At 43.3% G+C, this 14,778-nt stretch carries 13 protein-coding genes; 2 read left to right on the top strand and 11 right to left on the bottom strand.

What is annotated here, in order from left to right:
* Positions 1 to 78: 78 nt before the first annotated feature.
* The 9 genes from bshC to NST94_RS22610 form a co-directional block, all read right to left on the bottom strand.
* Positions 79 to 1,710 (bottom strand): bacillithiol biosynthesis cysteine-adding enzyme BshC, encoded by a 1,632-nt coding sequence (gene bshC / locus NST94_RS22570; protein ID WP_076129044.1) that lies wholly within the window; start codon positions 1,708 to 1,710, stop codon positions 79 to 81.
* Between the two features lie 230 nt (positions 1,711 to 1,940).
* Positions 1,941 to 2,861, bottom strand: a complete 921-nt coding sequence (locus NST94_RS22575; protein ID WP_036683682.1) for an ATP-binding cassette domain-containing protein — start codon at positions 2,859 to 2,861, stop codon at positions 1,941 to 1,943.
* Complete coding sequence (locus tag NST94_RS22580) at positions 2,858 to 3,853, bottom strand: ABC transporter ATP-binding protein (protein ID WP_036683686.1); 996 nt, start codon at positions 3,851 to 3,853, stop codon at positions 2,858 to 2,860. The genes NST94_RS22575 and NST94_RS22580 overlap by 4 nt, the downstream gene beginning before the upstream one ends.
* An 11-nt stretch (positions 3,854 to 3,864) precedes the next feature.
* The gene (locus NST94_RS22585) at positions 3,865 to 4,800 is read right to left on the bottom strand and encodes an ABC transporter permease (protein WP_036683689.1); all 936 of its coding nucleotides are present in this window, start codon (positions 4,798 to 4,800) and stop codon (positions 3,865 to 3,867) included.
* A gap of 3 nt (positions 4,801 to 4,803) precedes the next feature.
* Positions 4,804 to 5,736, bottom strand: a complete 933-nt coding sequence (locus tag NST94_RS22590) for an ABC transporter permease (RefSeq protein WP_036683691.1) — start codon at positions 5,734 to 5,736, stop codon at positions 4,804 to 4,806.
* Between the two features lie 221 nt (positions 5,737 to 5,957).
* Complete coding sequence (locus NST94_RS22595; protein ID WP_076129042.1) at positions 5,958 to 7,667, bottom strand: peptide ABC transporter substrate-binding protein; 1,710 nt, start codon at positions 7,665 to 7,667, stop codon at positions 5,958 to 5,960.
* A gap of 150 nt (positions 7,668 to 7,817) precedes the next feature.
* Positions 7,818 to 8,204 (bottom strand): DUF3397 domain-containing protein, encoded by a 387-nt coding sequence (locus NST94_RS22600; RefSeq protein WP_036683696.1) that lies wholly within the window; start codon positions 8,202 to 8,204, stop codon positions 7,818 to 7,820.
* 21 nt (positions 8,205 to 8,225) lie between these two features.
* Positions 8,226 to 9,188 (bottom strand): 2-dehydropantoate 2-reductase, encoded by a 963-nt coding sequence (locus tag NST94_RS22605; protein ID WP_280753441.1) that lies wholly within the window; start codon positions 9,186 to 9,188, stop codon positions 8,226 to 8,228.
* A gap of 107 nt (positions 9,189 to 9,295) precedes the next feature.
* Positions 9,296 to 9,946, bottom strand: coding sequence for an RsfA family transcriptional regulator (locus NST94_RS22610; protein ID WP_036683702.1), 651 nt, complete (start codon positions 9,944 to 9,946; stop codon positions 9,296 to 9,298).
* 345 nt (positions 9,947 to 10,291) lie between these two features.
* Here NST94_RS22610 and NST94_RS22615 point away from each other — a divergent pair, with 345 nt between their 5' ends.
* Together NST94_RS22615 and NST94_RS22620 are read left to right on the top strand one after the other, a co-directional pair.
* Positions 10,292 to 10,528, top strand: a complete 237-nt coding sequence (locus NST94_RS22615; RefSeq protein ID WP_036683705.1) for a DUF2626 family protein — start codon at positions 10,292 to 10,294, stop codon at positions 10,526 to 10,528.
* 166 nt (positions 10,529 to 10,694) lie between these two features.
* Positions 10,695 to 11,795 (top strand): hypothetical protein, encoded by a 1,101-nt coding sequence (locus NST94_RS22620; protein ID WP_076185283.1) that lies wholly within the window; start codon positions 10,695 to 10,697, stop codon positions 11,793 to 11,795.
* On the opposite strand, the gene NST94_RS22625 is transcribed toward NST94_RS22620, so the two are convergent.
* On the bottom strand, positions 11,787 to 13,013 hold the full coding sequence (locus tag NST94_RS22625) for an extracellular solute-binding protein (RefSeq protein ID WP_076185253.1): 1,227 nt from the start codon (positions 13,011 to 13,013) through the stop codon (positions 11,787 to 11,789). The genes NST94_RS22620 and NST94_RS22625 overlap by 9 nt on opposite strands.
* A gap of 380 nt (positions 13,014 to 13,393) precedes the next feature.
* Positions 13,394 to 14,725, bottom strand: a complete 1,332-nt coding sequence (locus NST94_RS22630) for a PhoH family protein (RefSeq protein WP_036683710.1) — start codon at positions 14,723 to 14,725, stop codon at positions 13,394 to 13,396.
* Positions 14,726 to 14,778 lie beyond the last annotated feature (53 nt).

The raw sequence follows: 14,778 nt of genomic DNA on the forward strand, positions 1-14,778 counted from the left end.
AGCGTTACTACATTGAATCTACTTCGTACAAAACTCACTTCGTAAGCATAAGCTTAGTTTTATGAAGCGATACTTCCATTACATATAAATGATGCGATGTGTTCCACTGTAATCCGGTTCAACCGTCATTAACTCATCCAGCCATGCAAGCCCGTACCGGTTCAAGTAATACATGATATTGTACACTCTTTCCTGCAGTTTACCCAGTGGCATTAACGACAGCTCGATTCGCTCCCATTGCCGGATTGCAGCTTCGTTCTGTTTTGCCATTGCATCTTGGGCTTTCGCCTGTAAAAAAGTAATCTGATCTAGAATCTTCTCTTTATTGTTATTCCCCAGCTTAAGCAGACCGGCCTGAACCGTTCCAAGCTGCTCAATCAGCGGTTCGTACATAGCGGCGAATGAGGTCTTGGTTTCTTCAAAACGACGTTCTATCCCCAGCTCATCCTGTGCGGCCAGCCATTCATGTCTTTTGTGATCCAGTCCTTGTCTTACATCCTCAAAGCTAAGTTGATATTTATCCATATGCTTGTGCAGCGTACCTTCTACGACTGTAAAAGACATTCTAGGGATAATTAACGGCATTTCTCCCCCAATGGTCTCAAACGCACGACGCGGAATGGCCCAGTAAGCAATCTCACCTTGACCCAGCACCGTTGCCAGAACAGGCAACACATAATCCTGCATAAGTGGACGTGTCAGCACATTATTGCTAAAGCGTTCCGGATGTGCCTGCACCTCCTCAAGTAATTCATCACGGGAAAAGGATACCTGACCCTTGCGATCCGTAAAGATTCCGTCCTTCTTGTGAAGCAGAAGCCGTGTACCTTCATGAATATAAAAGAGGTTGGCATTGCCAGCTGTAACATCAGCCTGAAGCTCATATCCGGCGCCCACAATATCAGAAGCAGAATTCATATACGCTGTTTCCAGTGCATCATTCTGCATAATTAGCGAAGTGAAAAATGGCTGTTCTAACTTACGTAAGTTGGGATCAGCAGAATCAAGCAGAATTAGACCAAATTTACCAAATAATGAACCCATCAGCTTGGCAAATGCATCCGTCATACTATCTGCTCTAAAAGAAGAAGTGCGAATGAATTCCATAATCTGCGGCTTAAAGTCGCTTTCCTGAAGCAGACCGTCTAACTGTTCCACTACCTGCTGCCAGCTTTCCTCTTCTACACGAATATCACTTACTGAGGAGCGTTTCTCTTCTGACTTTTCTATCTTAATCTTAGTAATCTCCTGCGTACGATTCAGTACATACGTATGATTCACTTCATCCCAGTCATGATCTTCACCTGCAATCCAGAATAAAGGAACTACTGGTCGGCCGAGTTGTTCAGCTGCTTCTTTTGCCGCCATAATGGTAGTTGCAGCTTTATATACCACTAACAGGGGTCCAGTAAATAGTCCGCTTTGCTGCCCACCTGTCACCACTAATGTCCCCGGCTGCTCTAAGAGCGCCAGCGAAGCCATCACCGCATCATGCGAGTTATGCTTTTCATTATATTGACGCAGACACTCAGCAATCTGAGTCCGGTCGGCACGAAGGCTTTCTCTGCCGTCTAGCCACTCTGCCCTTCTACTTCTACTTTCTTTATTGCGGAAATCCCCACCGTACAAATGACTAACCTTTTCAAAATGATCTATATAGTCGCGCGAGAGTGCAGATCCACCCTTGAGCGGTTCCGTTACAATATTCATTTGCTAGTGCCTCCAGTTCTACTAAGCAGTTATATGTAAATCCAAGTTCGTAAAAACTCTCTATGATTGTATCCAAAGTCAGGAGCCGCGTCAAAGTAAAACATGTCTTGATATCAGCAACACAGGTACAGCCAACTGTTCAATTATACTATAAATTCATTAAATAATATCCTAAATACATACAAGAGGCGAGAGCATAATGCTCCCGCCTTTGAAAACCTAAGTATAAATTATGCGAATTTTTTGCTGACAAAGTGGCCTTTAGATACTTCTACTAATTCAAAGTCACTGTCATTGGTCTTATCGTTAGCAGAATAAATAGGGCTGCCAAGCTCATCATGCAAGTGAATACGTTTTTTGTTGACTTCAATTTCCGGATCCGGAACTGGAATAGCCGACAATAGGGATTTAGTATAAGGGTGGATAGGATTTGCATAAAGCTCTTCACTTTCCGCCAACTCAACCATTTTACCCAAGTACATAACTGCTACGCGATCACTGATATGTTTAACCATGGACAGATCATGCGCGATGAAAAGATAAGTCAATCCAAGACGATCTTGCAGTTCTTTAAGCAAGTTAACGACCTGAGCTTGAATGGATACGTCAAGTGCGGAAATCGGCTCATCACAAACGATGAACTTAGGATTAACCGCTAACGAACGGGCAATCCCGATACGTTGACGTTGTCCACCGGAGAATTCATGCGGATAACGGGTTGCATGGTCATGGTTAAGACCAACCATATCCAGCAGTTCTTCAATCCGTTTCTTACGTTCTGCACGGCTGCCAGCCATTCCGTGAATGTCCAGTGCCTCGCCGATGATATCAGAAACCGTAAACCGCGGGTTAAGCGATGCGTACGGATCTTGGAAAATCATTTGCATGTCACGGCGCATAGCCTTCATTTGATTTCCAGGCAATTTATAAATGTCTGTACCATTATATTTCACACTTCCAGCAGTTGGCTCATACAAGCGAAGAATCGTACGTCCAGCAGTAGTCTTACCACAACCGGACTCACCTACCATCCCAAGTGTCTCGCCCTCACGGATCGTGAAGTTAATATTATCAACAGCCTTAAGAACCTTACCTTTACCTACATTAAAATATTTCTTAAGACCTTCTACCTCTATTAGGTTCTTACTCAAGAGTACTGCACCTCCTTGGCCATCGAATGCAGATTCCAGCAACGCGCCATATGCGTTTCGCTGAATTCTGTGGCGCCGGGATCGATTTGTTCGCACACATGCATCGCTTCATTGCAACGAGCAGTGAACGGACAGCCGATCGGCGGCTTGATCAGATCTGGCGGTGTGCCGATGATCGGAATAAGCGGCTCGCCTTTCTTTTGGTCCAGACGCGGCATTGAGCGCAGCAGACCTTTGGTGTATGGATGTTGTGGATTTTTAAAGATTTCCCATCTTGTTCCGGTCTCCACAACCTCACCTGCATACATTACAATCACCCGATCACACATGCCAGCAACTACGCCCAGATCATGTGTAATCAGAATAATGGAGGTACCTAGTTTTTGCTGCATCTCTCTCATAACTTCCATGATCTGCGCCTGAATGGTTACATCTAGAGCTGTTGTAGGCTCATCTGCTATCAGCAAAGCCGGACGGCAAGCTAACGCGATTGCGATCATTACACGCTGGCGCATACCGCCTGAGAATTCGTGGGGATATTGGTTAAAGCGAGCCTCCGCATTTTTGATGCCTACTAATTTCAACATCTCCATACCTTGCTTTTTCGCTTCGGCCGCTGACATTTTCTGATGTTTAATCAAAACTTCAGTGATCTGTTTGCCCACTTTGATGGTTGGGTTCAGAGAAGTCATCGGGTCTTGAAAAATCATGCCAATATCTTTACCGCGAATAGATTCCATTTCTTTCATGCTTTTGTCTAGCAGATTCTGTCCTTGAAAAATAATCTCTCCCTTTTTCACTTTAGAAGGTGGAGAAGGGATCAACCGCATAATCGATTGAGCAGTTACACTCTTACCGCTGCCGGACTCGCCGACGATGGCAACCGTTTCGCCTTTGCCAATTTCAAAATTCATACCACGGACAGCTTGTACTTCTCCGCCCTTAACAAAAAAGGAAATATGCAAATCTTTGACTTGTAAAATAGGTTCCATCCATATTCCTCCTATTTCTTCAGCTTAGGATCAAGCGCGTCACGAAGACCATCACCGAAAATGTTGAAAGAAAGCATTGTTAAGCTGATTAGGATCGCAGGGAACAAGAAGCGCCATGGATAGTACAACCAGCCGGTGAGTGAGTCATTGATCATCGATCCAAGTGAAGCAACAGGAGCTTGTACACCAAGACCCAAGAAGCTTAGGAAGGCCTCAGCAAAGATAGCATTTGGTACAGACAGTGTAATGGTTACGATAATCGGACCAACCGCATTCGGCAGAAGGTGCTTGAACAACAGTCTCGCAGAACCAGCACCCATGGAACGGGACGCCAATACGAATTCACGATTCTTGAGCTGCATAATTTCTCCACGCACAATCCACGACATCGTAATCCAGCCTGTAATGGTTAGAGCTAGGATGATTGTTCCAAGACTTGGCTCAAGAACGACCAAGAGCAAGATTACAACCAGCAAATAAGGAATAGAATACAAAATTTCAGAGAATTTATTCATAATATTATCTACACGGCCGCCGAAGAAGCCCATAATGCCTCCGTAGATAACACCGATGAACAAGTCGATGGCTGCCGCAGCAAGACCAACGATCAAGGAAATCCGTGCACCGTACCAAGTACGAACAAAGATATCACGACCAAGATCATCCGTTCCAAACCAGTGATCGGAGGAAGGGGGCTTATTGGTGCTCATCAAATCATTAGAATAATAGTTATATTTCGAGATAAAAGGTGCAAAAATCGCTGCAAGTACAATCAAACCCAGGATACCGAGCGCAGTCATCGCCATTTTATTTTGACGCAACCGTTGCCAAGAGTCTTTCCAAGCAGAGAGACTCTCACGCTGGATAACTTCGGCTTCTTTTTCATCTACACCGACTTTTTGAAAATCTTCCGGTTTTAGATTTAGCAAGTTATTTTCAGTAGCCACTATTTAGCCCTCCTTTCCTCCACTTAATTTCATACGTGGGTCAATTAATACATAAGCAATATCCGTAATAAAGCGGGCAACCATGAGTAATACACCATAGAAAATGGTTATCCCCATAATAACGGTATAGTCACGGACACCAATCGCTTCCACGAACTGTTTACCAATACCCCCAACACCAAAGATCTGCTCGATAACAACCGAACCAGTTACGATGTTAGCTGTCATTGGACCCATATAAGTAACAACAGGTAGAATTCCGTTACGAAGTACATGGCGGCTCAGAATAGCCATCCAGCTCAATCCCTTTGCTTTAGCCGTTTTGATATAATCCGCATTCAAAACTTCAAGCATACTTGAACGGGTCAAGCGGGCGATAAAGGCGATCGGCTGTGCCGAGAGCGCGGCCACGGGTAAGAAATAATAGATTGGCCCTTTAAAACCTGAAACCGGTACCCAACCCAGTTTGAAAGCAAATACATACTGCAGTAATGACGCGACTACAAAGCTCGGAACCGCAATCCCCAGAACTGCCAGCACCATAGCTGCGCTGTCAATAAACTTTCTGTGATAGAGTGCCGCCAACATGCCGAGAAATACTCCGACAATAACCGCCACAACGATTGCGACGAGTCCCAGCTTCAGCGACGCTGAAAAGGTTTGACTGATCAAATGTGATACATCTTGATTTAGGCGTTTCATTGAGACACCTAGGTCACCTTGGATAATATCACCTAAATACTTAAAATACTGATGAGAGAGCGGCTTGTCCAGACCATATTGTTCCATCAGACGTGCTTTAATTTCTGGCGGTACCTTCTTTTCAGAAGTAAACGGATCCCCCGGAATAGCTTTCATCAAGAAAAAGGTAGCTGAAATCAATACAAATAGAGAAACCAACATATAGAAAAACTTATTTGCGACATAACGAACCATCCCCATCACACCTCCTCCGACAATTTTTGATACACATAATAATGATTTTATGAAAAAAACGGATTTTTGTCTATTTTCTATATATGTTATTAATAACATTAATTAACAAATAGACAGGAATACAAAAAAAAGGGATATATATGGAATTCCACATATATATCCCGAAGTATTCTGCAACTTCAGTCAACTAACTATTCTGTTGTAATTACTAAAGCAATATCTTAGTGCTCAAGCAAGTATCCGCGAGTCAAGTCAATTGCACCACTAAAGTCAAGAGTAACACCTTTAAGGTACTCTTTAGTCAGGGAGTTGTTAGTGTAGTAGTACAAAGGAATCAGAACCATATCTTGCTCAATGAGCAATTTCTCAGCTGCAGCAAACTTTTCTTGACGTACTGCCAAGTCAGTGCTTGTTTTAGCTTCGCTGATCAATTTGTCATACTCAGGGTTAGCGTAACCAGTATCATTGTTACCGCCACCTGTTACCCACATATCAAGGAAAGTCATTGGATCATTGTAATCCGCAGTCCAACCAGCACGAGCAACTTGGTAGTTCAGGTTTTGACGGTTTTCAATAAATACAGCCCACTCTTGGTTAACGGTTTGTACGTCGATACCAAGATTGTTTTTCCACATATCAGCAATCGCCAAAGCGATTTTCTTGTGACCTTCACTTGTGTTGTAAGTCAGGGAGAATGTAGGCAGTTTATCCATACCTTCTTCTTTCAGACCTTCAGCAAGCAATGTTTTAGCTTGTTCTAGATCTTCAGTGAAGTAGCTATCTTTAACTGCTGTACGGTATTCACCATCAGCACCAGCGATACCCGGAGGTACATAACCGTATGCTGGGAATTGTCCACCTTGTACTACATTGTCAATCAAAGCTTGACGGTTAATGGACATTGCAAGAGCCTTACGGATTTTAGCGTTTGTGAAAGGTTTTTCAGTGATATTGAATTCGTAGTAGTATACGGAAGCAATACCTTTACGGCTGAATTCGTTAGGAAGTTCTTTTTGCACGATTGGAATTTGTTCTGATGGAATTTCACCAGTTGGTCCACCGGCACGATCGTATTCACCGTTCTTGTAGCTGAGCAGCTCAGTTGCACCGCTGTTTACAAGGGAGAAGTCGATTTTGTTAAGTTTAATAGAATCTTTATCCCAATATTTATCGTTTTTAGTTACAACAAGTGTTTGACCTGTAGTCCACTCAGTAAGAGTGAAAGCACCGTTAACGATCATAGTATCTTTGCTTGTTGCCCATTTAGGATTACTCTCAATGGATTTGTGTACAGGGTAATAAGTGTAGAAGGAAAGCAATCCAAGGAAGTAAGGAGTTGGGGCTTCAAGAGTAACTTCAAGAGTTTTCTCATCAACCGCTTTAACACCTACTTGACTGAAATCGGTAATTTCCTTGTTGTAGAACTTTTGAGCATTTTTGATGTAGTACAATTGATAAGCATAAGGTGCAGCGGATGCAGCAGCAGGATCGAGCACGCGTTTCCAAGCGCGAACGAAGTCTTCTGTTGTTACAGGATCGCCATTACTCCATTGTGAATCACGGAGTTTGAAAGTATATACCAGACCGTCAGCGGAAACTTCCCAGCTTTCAGCAACACCTGGTTCAGCTTGACCAGATTCAGCATTCATGCGAGTCAGACCTTCGTACATTGTTGTCAGGACAGTGTGTGCTTGGCTATCTTGAGCCAATCCTGGGTCAAATGTTGGAGGCTCAGAACTAAGGTTAATTCTCAATGTTTGGTCAGCAGCCAATTTTTCTTCTGTAGCTGCATTACCAGTTGCCGTGTTACCAGTGTTAGCATTGTTACCTTTATTGCCGCTGTTTGCATTGTTTCCGCCGCAGCCAGCAAGCACTGTGCCGATAACAAGTACTAATGCAATCATTAGCAATAGACTTTTACTCTTCTTCATCTAGCAGTTCCCCCTAAATAGAATGTGGTATATGGTTTATGATTATACAACCAGTGGTCAAAAAAATCTAGTGCAATGTTTTCAGAAAATATTTTTTTTTTAAAACTTTAAACTTTTGTGACGTTGACGCTTCACCGAAGCAGTGGAACGTTACATCGCTTGTGATATGTAGGTAATTAGCCCAACAAACATAAATAATAAATATCCGACGCTCATAAAAAAGAACGAAAGTCTCCAAACTGCCCGAAATAACCGCTTCCCATCTACCTTTCCTTTCATCCGATTTTGAGCTCCGCCAATCAGTCCAGCGGATATTAATACAATAATTAGTATAAGGTAAAACCCAAAACCGGAATTAAAGATGTTATTAAACAATGCGGAGACCGACAATAATAAAAAAAATGTGGTCACGTCCATAGCGAGCATAAAAGTTTTCTTTTTATCTTTTTTTAAGCCTTTTCCAATGAAAAAAACAATCAAAAACGGCACAATCGGAATAACGCTTAAAGTAATAACCGAATCCATCAGCAGTCCCATAGCTTCACCTCTCCCCAGAGATCATACCCCAATACCTTCAACTAATTGGCAGAGCCAGCGATTTAATGGTGCCGACACTCCAGATCGTTCTGCCATTTCTACAAGACTTCCATTGATCCAACGAATTTCTGTGGTTCTTGAAGCAAGTACATCTGCCAGCATAGATGAAATATTGCCAGACGTTAACCGGCACACCTGAAGGATGTTATCCCAAGCATCCTTATCATAAGTAATTTCACAGAAATCATACACCATTGTTGCTTCTTCAAAAACTTCCTTCATTAATTGGAGGCGTTGCTCTGAAGACAACAGCTCCCCATTTGGAATACGCCAAATCGCCGTGAGTGGATTAATAACGGCATTGATCAAGAGCTTCCGGTAAATCATGGTATCCACTTCATTCGACAAAAAGGCTGCGAATCCTGCCATTATGAGAACTTCTATTAAATTATTCGCTTTTAAATCATTATGTATGCTATGAGCTTGTCCATCCCCTAAGCTCCATTTTCCTATCCACACCTCCCCTGCTCCTGCATGAATGACCTCAGTTAAGGATTTGCGCTTCGCAGCCTCCGTAGTCACAGCTACATATAAATTGGCGTTTGGCAACAAGCCTCCTAACATCTCCATATGTCCTGTACCATTCTGAAAACAAATCATATGTACTTGCTCTTCCTTAAGTAGGGATAGAAATTCAGGCAAATCATTATGTAGAGTATTCTGTTTAACCGTCACCACGATCCAATCACTCGGCTCTTCTAGATAAGCACCAGCGAACTCCCCTATTGGCGCGGATACAAACTGATCTTCCGAAATTGTTATCGGCTCGCGTCCATCCTCGTAGGTAACCGTTAAGCCATCACGCCCTAATCGTTGGCATTGTTCTATCCCTCGGCACCACAGCCTCACATCATTTCCGGCTTGGATCAGTCTCCCTGCCAGCAGCAGCCCGAGTGAACCTGCACCAATTATATCAATTTTCATATAACCCTCCTGCTGATCTTAAGCACAATTTTTCTAAGTATACCAAAAACCCCGCAAGTGGTGCTTAAAAAGCAGACCACTTGCGGGATTGTTAGTTAACCTATCGTTCATTCAATGCGTTCTAAATTTCCGTTACCATCCATTTTGAAACGAGTCTTCATTTCTTCTTCTTCTTCATTTAAGAAAGCAAGCCTGCGAGCACGATCCATAATCTGAATTAAAGCTTTGTAATCATCGTTGACTACCCGGTAGTCGCTTTGAGCAAGATTAACCTCTTTAGACAACCGCTCATTCTCAGATCGTAATTCTGTTAATTCATCTTCCTTCTCGCGCAGGTCTCTTTCCAGCATTTTCAGCTGACGTCCTGCTTCCTGGATCGTACCCTTCCATTGTCTTAAGAAACGAATGACCGCATCAATGGATAATGTGTTTTCACTTAATCCCTCACCGCGCCCAAATTCCTCATCGACATCACCCAGAATGAGACCAGCTACTTGCGCTCCTCTTACTGACGGCTGCTTTTTCAGGTAGCTACGCTTTTGACGTTGCCCTTTAGCAATACCGATGGCACCTTCATAACTTTTCCGAACACAACTGTTCCAGCGGAATCCGCAAGCGGCCGAAGTTCTGCCGATTTTTTCACCCACCTCTTCAAAAGCGGCAAGCTGTGTGCTGCCCTCCCGAATGTGTCGCAAAGTTACTTCTGCCAATATTAGATCATCTTCTGCACTCCAAGCGTCCTGTCTAACGGCTGTCATAAAGCCAAACCTCCTAACAACGTCATGAAATAACCATCTCCATAACCGGCAGTTCTGCCGGGTAGTGAATAGGGATAAAAGCTGCTTACTCCATTTCTATGCTTCTCATAGAGTTCATAGAATCTATTTGATACTAATTTGTATTTCCATTATCTGCGTACATCATACGCATAAAACTATAAATTCTCTTTTTTAAAGCACTAATCACTCAGGTCAATTATAAAAATCACATTTTTTGAAGATTAGTGCATTTTTTTCAATGAATTCGTTTACACATAATTATGTTGAGGGTATAATAAATCGAAGGAATATTCGTGAGATACATACTGGAAGGGGGACTCTCTCTTGGACCGCATGTTTCGGGTATTAGGTTTTTTCACATTAGCTATTGGATTGATGGCTTTCGCCGGAGGTCTAACAGAAATGGCCTTGCTTTTCTTTTTGCAAACTGCATTTTTCGTAATACTTGGCTATATGAAATTTACTGAAAAAACTTATGTTCTTCTCTTCTGGGCATACATGATTCTGACTTTCACCGGATTTAGTTATTGGACGATCTTTCAAATGGGTCTTCCACTATAAATTGCAGTACTCTTTTGGAGCGGATGAGGTCCTTATCTTATAAGGATCACTTCCGTTTTTTTGTTTGTATGCTATTTTAGAAGGGTTAAACATATTATTAGTACATACATATATCATTTCAAAAAAAGGTGGTGGTGTGGTGCGCTCCCGCAATTTACAAAGCCGCATGATTGCAACCATACTAATTCTCTTCTGCTGTACTTTGTTTCCGTTACAACCTGTGAAGTACTTGTCTGCCGATCCTAGCGGTGATTTTTTCAATTCTGCTATACCAGATAATGAAGAAACCCGTAAACTACTTGAACAGACCTTGTCTTCTGCAGAAATTGAACGTGAAATCATCAAGATTACAGCCGAACAAAAAGCGCTTGAACAAAAGGTAGAAAGCCTGAACAGACAAGCTACCCAGAAAAAAACAGCCATTGCGGACCAACAGGAACGGGCAGGTGCAGTTGTGCGTTCTTATTATATGGGGGATAGAGATAATCTTCTGGCCGCGTTTTTTTCAGCAAAAAGTATCAGCAGATTCCTGGCTCTGTTCGATTATTATGAGATTATTATTGGAAATGACCGCGATATTCTCTCACAATATGAAGAACAATATAAGGATTTGAAGGATACCCTTCAGACTGCGAAGCGAAACTCGGAAGAGCTCGCCCGATTGCGTACGGCTCTGGAGGAACAGCAAGTTCGGGTAAACGCGCTCAACAAGGATATTGAGGGTGGGATTAAAAATAGCAGCGATCCTGAAAATATGAGTACTCTACTTAAAGAATTCACATTATATTGGGAGAATATCGGCCTGCACGAGGTAAAAACCTATTTCAAGGCGTTATCCTCCGCAATGAATAAACTACCACAGTTTGTTCAGAATCGAGAGGGTGTACTGACCCGAAAAGGAATGACTTATGAGCTAAACCTGAAGGAAGAGGATCTGAATGAATTTTTGCAATCGCAGAATTCGCTGTTTAAAGACTTCGCCTTTCATTTCAATGACGGATCGATTACTGCCACTGGAAAAAGCGGAGCGCTAGCCCTTTCACTGACCGGTCACTATACCATTCAGGAAGAACCGATCAACGGCCTTATATTCCAAGTCGATCATATTGTATTTAACGGTCTTGAATTGCCTGACACAACAAGAAAAACGTTGGAAGAAGAATTTGACTTAGGCTTTTATCCAGGCAAAATAGTATCTTTCCTTCGTGCCACGGCAGTAGATAGCCAAGAGGGCGTCTTGCATGTTAAGCTTTCCATTTCATTTTAGGCCTTCTTTTAGAAATTCTTTATAGCCTTCCGCATCTATCTGCCCTGTTAATAGTAACGATACAGCTTCAACAACCTTACTCCAGCCTCCCTGTGACTCATCCTCCGGGGCGGTTTCTTCTGTCAGCAATAGCTCAACATCAAAAGGAAGCTTGTATTTAAAAGCATGCTCCGAACGATAAAGAACATCAAGCGCCGGCAAGCTACCCGTATTCTCCAACCAATCCAGCTGAGCATCCTCTGAGGTGATAAAGGTCAGCCAATTCACAGCTTCCTTTGGACTTTGAGATTGAGCTGGAAGGGCAAAAGATCGACTGTAACAGGATTCAAAACCACCCCCATTATTAGCAGTCAGGGCCGGTACAGCAGCAAGGGATGAATTTCCATGCTTCTGCCACTCGGATAACGGTAATGAAGCAACGGCGACACTACCTCCTTGGAGCATATCCCAGACATCTTTATTGTAGCGGCTGGTGAGATAAAAATAACTGCGGGCATTCTGAATCCAATTCAACACCTCTTGGTTATCTGCTAACAAGCTGCTATTCATGCTCTCCATTACCGCTGACAATCCATAAGGATTGCGGGTATCCATCGCAAGTAAATATTTCCCTTGCTCTTTTAGCACATTCTGAAGCAGGATATTCCACTCTTCGAGGCTTTTGGGTAATGCATTAAAACCCAGCTCCGCCAGCCGTTGTGGGGAATAAACAAGCACGTAAGGATCTATATCTAACGGGACTCCCCAATTATATCCATTCCACTGCATCCAGGGGATCAACTGTGTTAACGGTGCACTCCCCGGAACGCTCTGATACACATCCATCGGCAATAAATATCCACGTGTGGCCCAGTCCAGAATGCTTCGTCCATCTGCCATGACTATATCCGGGCTGTCCCCGATCGTTAAATCATGCTTCAATACCTCATCGGCATCCTCCATATCCACATTGCTTAAAATAACCTTTACTCCACTTTCTAAGGTATAACGGTTGCTAAGGAGCTCCAGTTCACTAAATTCTTCGCTATTTAACGATACTCTTATGTGTAAGCTATCTATAGTTCCCTCATCTCCGGAAGAGGGATGGGTCGACTGACTTTGTGGTCTTTTCATAGGACGTGGATCGTTACTGGTACTCAATTCCATACTGGGCGACAGGCTTGTCAGCGATAGTAGTAAAATTGCAAAAAGCAGCCAATAATTTTTGCGTTTCAGCACGATTTCCCACCTTCCCTTTTGATTGGTCTCCCCTATTTTACCAAACCCTCCGGTGCTTGTCTTTAGTTTGTGAAACCGTTCTCTTTCTATTATATGGGTGATACGCCAGAGGCATTAAAAATAGGAAGGTGATCTGACCGCCATTACAAGAAAGCTTTGGACTTCCGATCGCTGTTATCCTCAGATTTCCTGATTTAATTACCGCATCATGCGGTTAAAATCCGAGGATAAAGGCGAACGCTTCGCTTCTACAGTTCCAGACTTTCTTTCCATGGCTCTAATCACCACAACCAACTTTAAATTCCTCTGCCGTTTCCGGGCGGGCAGGAAAAAGCCGGGAGTGTTTGCTTCTCCCGGCTGAAAATAGGATTGATGAACCGTTAGAGTAGATCCGCGGCCAATTGCGCCAAGCGGGAACGCTCACCTTTTTCCAAAGTAATATGTCCGCTAATCCCTTGCTGTTTAAACTTCTCGACGATATAGCTCAGTCCGTTGCTCGCAGCATCCAGATATGGATGATCGATTTGCTCTGGATCGCCCATTAGAATGACTTTACTTCCTTCTCCCGCTCTGGAGACAATGGTCTTCACCTCATGGCGGGAAAGGTTCTGCGCCTCATCAATAATAATGAACTGCGATGGGATTGAACGGCCGCGAATATAGGTTAAGGCTTCTACCTGTATACTTCCTAACCCCATTAAGATTTTATCGATATCGCCAGCTTTTTTGGTATCGAACAGGAATTCCAGATTATCATAAATAGGCTGCATCCAGGGTCTAAGCTTCTCATCCTTCTCACCGGGCAAATACCCAATGTCTTTACCCATAGGAACGACCGGACGGGCGATAAGCAATTTTTTGTATTTATGTTCATCCTCCACTTTGAATAGTCCGGCTGCAAGCGCCAATAACGTCTTCCCTGTCCCAGCCTTACCCGTGATCGTTACGAGTGGGATTTCATCATTTAGCAGCAGCTCCAGTGCCATTCGTTGTTGAGCATTACGGGCGCTAATCCCCCAAACCGAATCATTGCCCAGATAGAGTGGCTCCAGACGTGTGGCATCACTATTCACTTTGAGAAGAGCTGATTTGCCAGTGCCAATCTCATCCTTGAGAATCACAAATTCATGAGGGTACAACGGATACGACAACGCAAGCTGTTTTACCGTCAGAGAGCGGTGACTGTAATATTCATCAATCAATGCGGGATGAACCTGCAGAGATTGGTAACCAGTGTATAGTTCATTTAAGTCTCCAGTACGATCTGACAAATAATCCTCTGGCGTAATTCCAAGTACATCCGCTTTAATACGAACCAGTACATCCTTGCTCACAAGCACAACGGGACGCGGATCGGGCTTCTCATTCTCTTCATTCAAATAATTGAGAGCAACAGCCAAAATCCGATTGTCGTTAGACACCTCACCAAACATTTCCTGTACCTTCACAAAACTGCGATGGTTAAGTTCTACCTTCAGCTTGCCTCCATGCTCCAGTTCCACACCACTATGCAAATGACCTAGTTCCCGGAGTCCATCAAGCAATCGGGATACTGTACGGGCATTCCGACCGATTTCGTCAGCATTGCGCTTCTTGGAGTCGATTTCTTCCAGCACAACAGCCGGAATAACCACCTCATGCTCCTTGAAAGAGAAAATTGAATTGGGGTCGTGCAAAAGCACGTTGGTATCTAGCACAAATATCTTGTTCATATTATCCCCTCCACAGCGCCTGGTTTGATTGATCATACATAACTCTTTCCGCC

The organism is Paenibacillus sp. FSL H8-0282 (genome assembly GCF_037963825.1).
Taxonomy (GTDB): Bacteria; Bacillota; Bacilli; order Paenibacillales; family Paenibacillaceae; genus Paenibacillus_AQ; species Paenibacillus_AQ odorifer.

Excerpts from the sequence above, each read along its gene's own strand:
- NST94_RS22610 (WP_036683702.1), bottom strand. The coding sequence starts at position 9,946 with ATGACAGCCGTTAGACAGGACGCTTGGAGTGCAGAAGATGATCTAATA.
- NST94_RS22590 (WP_036683691.1), bottom strand. The coding sequence starts at position 5,736 with ATGGTTCGTTATGTCGCAAATAAGTTTTTCTATATGTTGGTTTCTCTA.
- NST94_RS22620 (WP_076185283.1), top strand. The coding sequence starts at position 10,695 with ATGATTGCAACCATACTAATTCTCTTCTGCTGTACTTTGTTTCCGTTA.
- NST94_RS22605 (WP_280753441.1), bottom strand. The coding sequence starts at position 9,188 with ATGAAAATTGATATAATTGGTGCAGGTTCACTCGGGCTGCTGCTGGCA.
- NST94_RS22580 (WP_036683686.1), bottom strand. The coding sequence starts at position 3,853 with ATGGAACCTATTTTACAAGTCAAAGATTTGCATATTTCCTTTTTTGTT.
- NST94_RS22600 (WP_036683696.1), bottom strand. The coding sequence starts at position 8,204 with ATGGGACTGCTGATGGATTCGGTTATTACTTTAAGCGTTATTCCGATT.
- NST94_RS22595 (WP_076129042.1), bottom strand. The coding sequence starts at position 7,667 with ATGAAGAAGAGTAAAAGTCTATTGCTAATGATTGCATTAGTACTTGTT.
- bshC (WP_076129044.1), bottom strand. The coding sequence starts at position 1,710 with ATGAATATTGTAACGGAACCGCTCAAGGGTGGATCTGCACTCTCGCGC.
- NST94_RS22630 (WP_036683710.1), bottom strand. The coding sequence starts at position 14,725 with ATGAACAAGATATTTGTGCTAGATACCAACGTGCTTTTGCACGACCCC.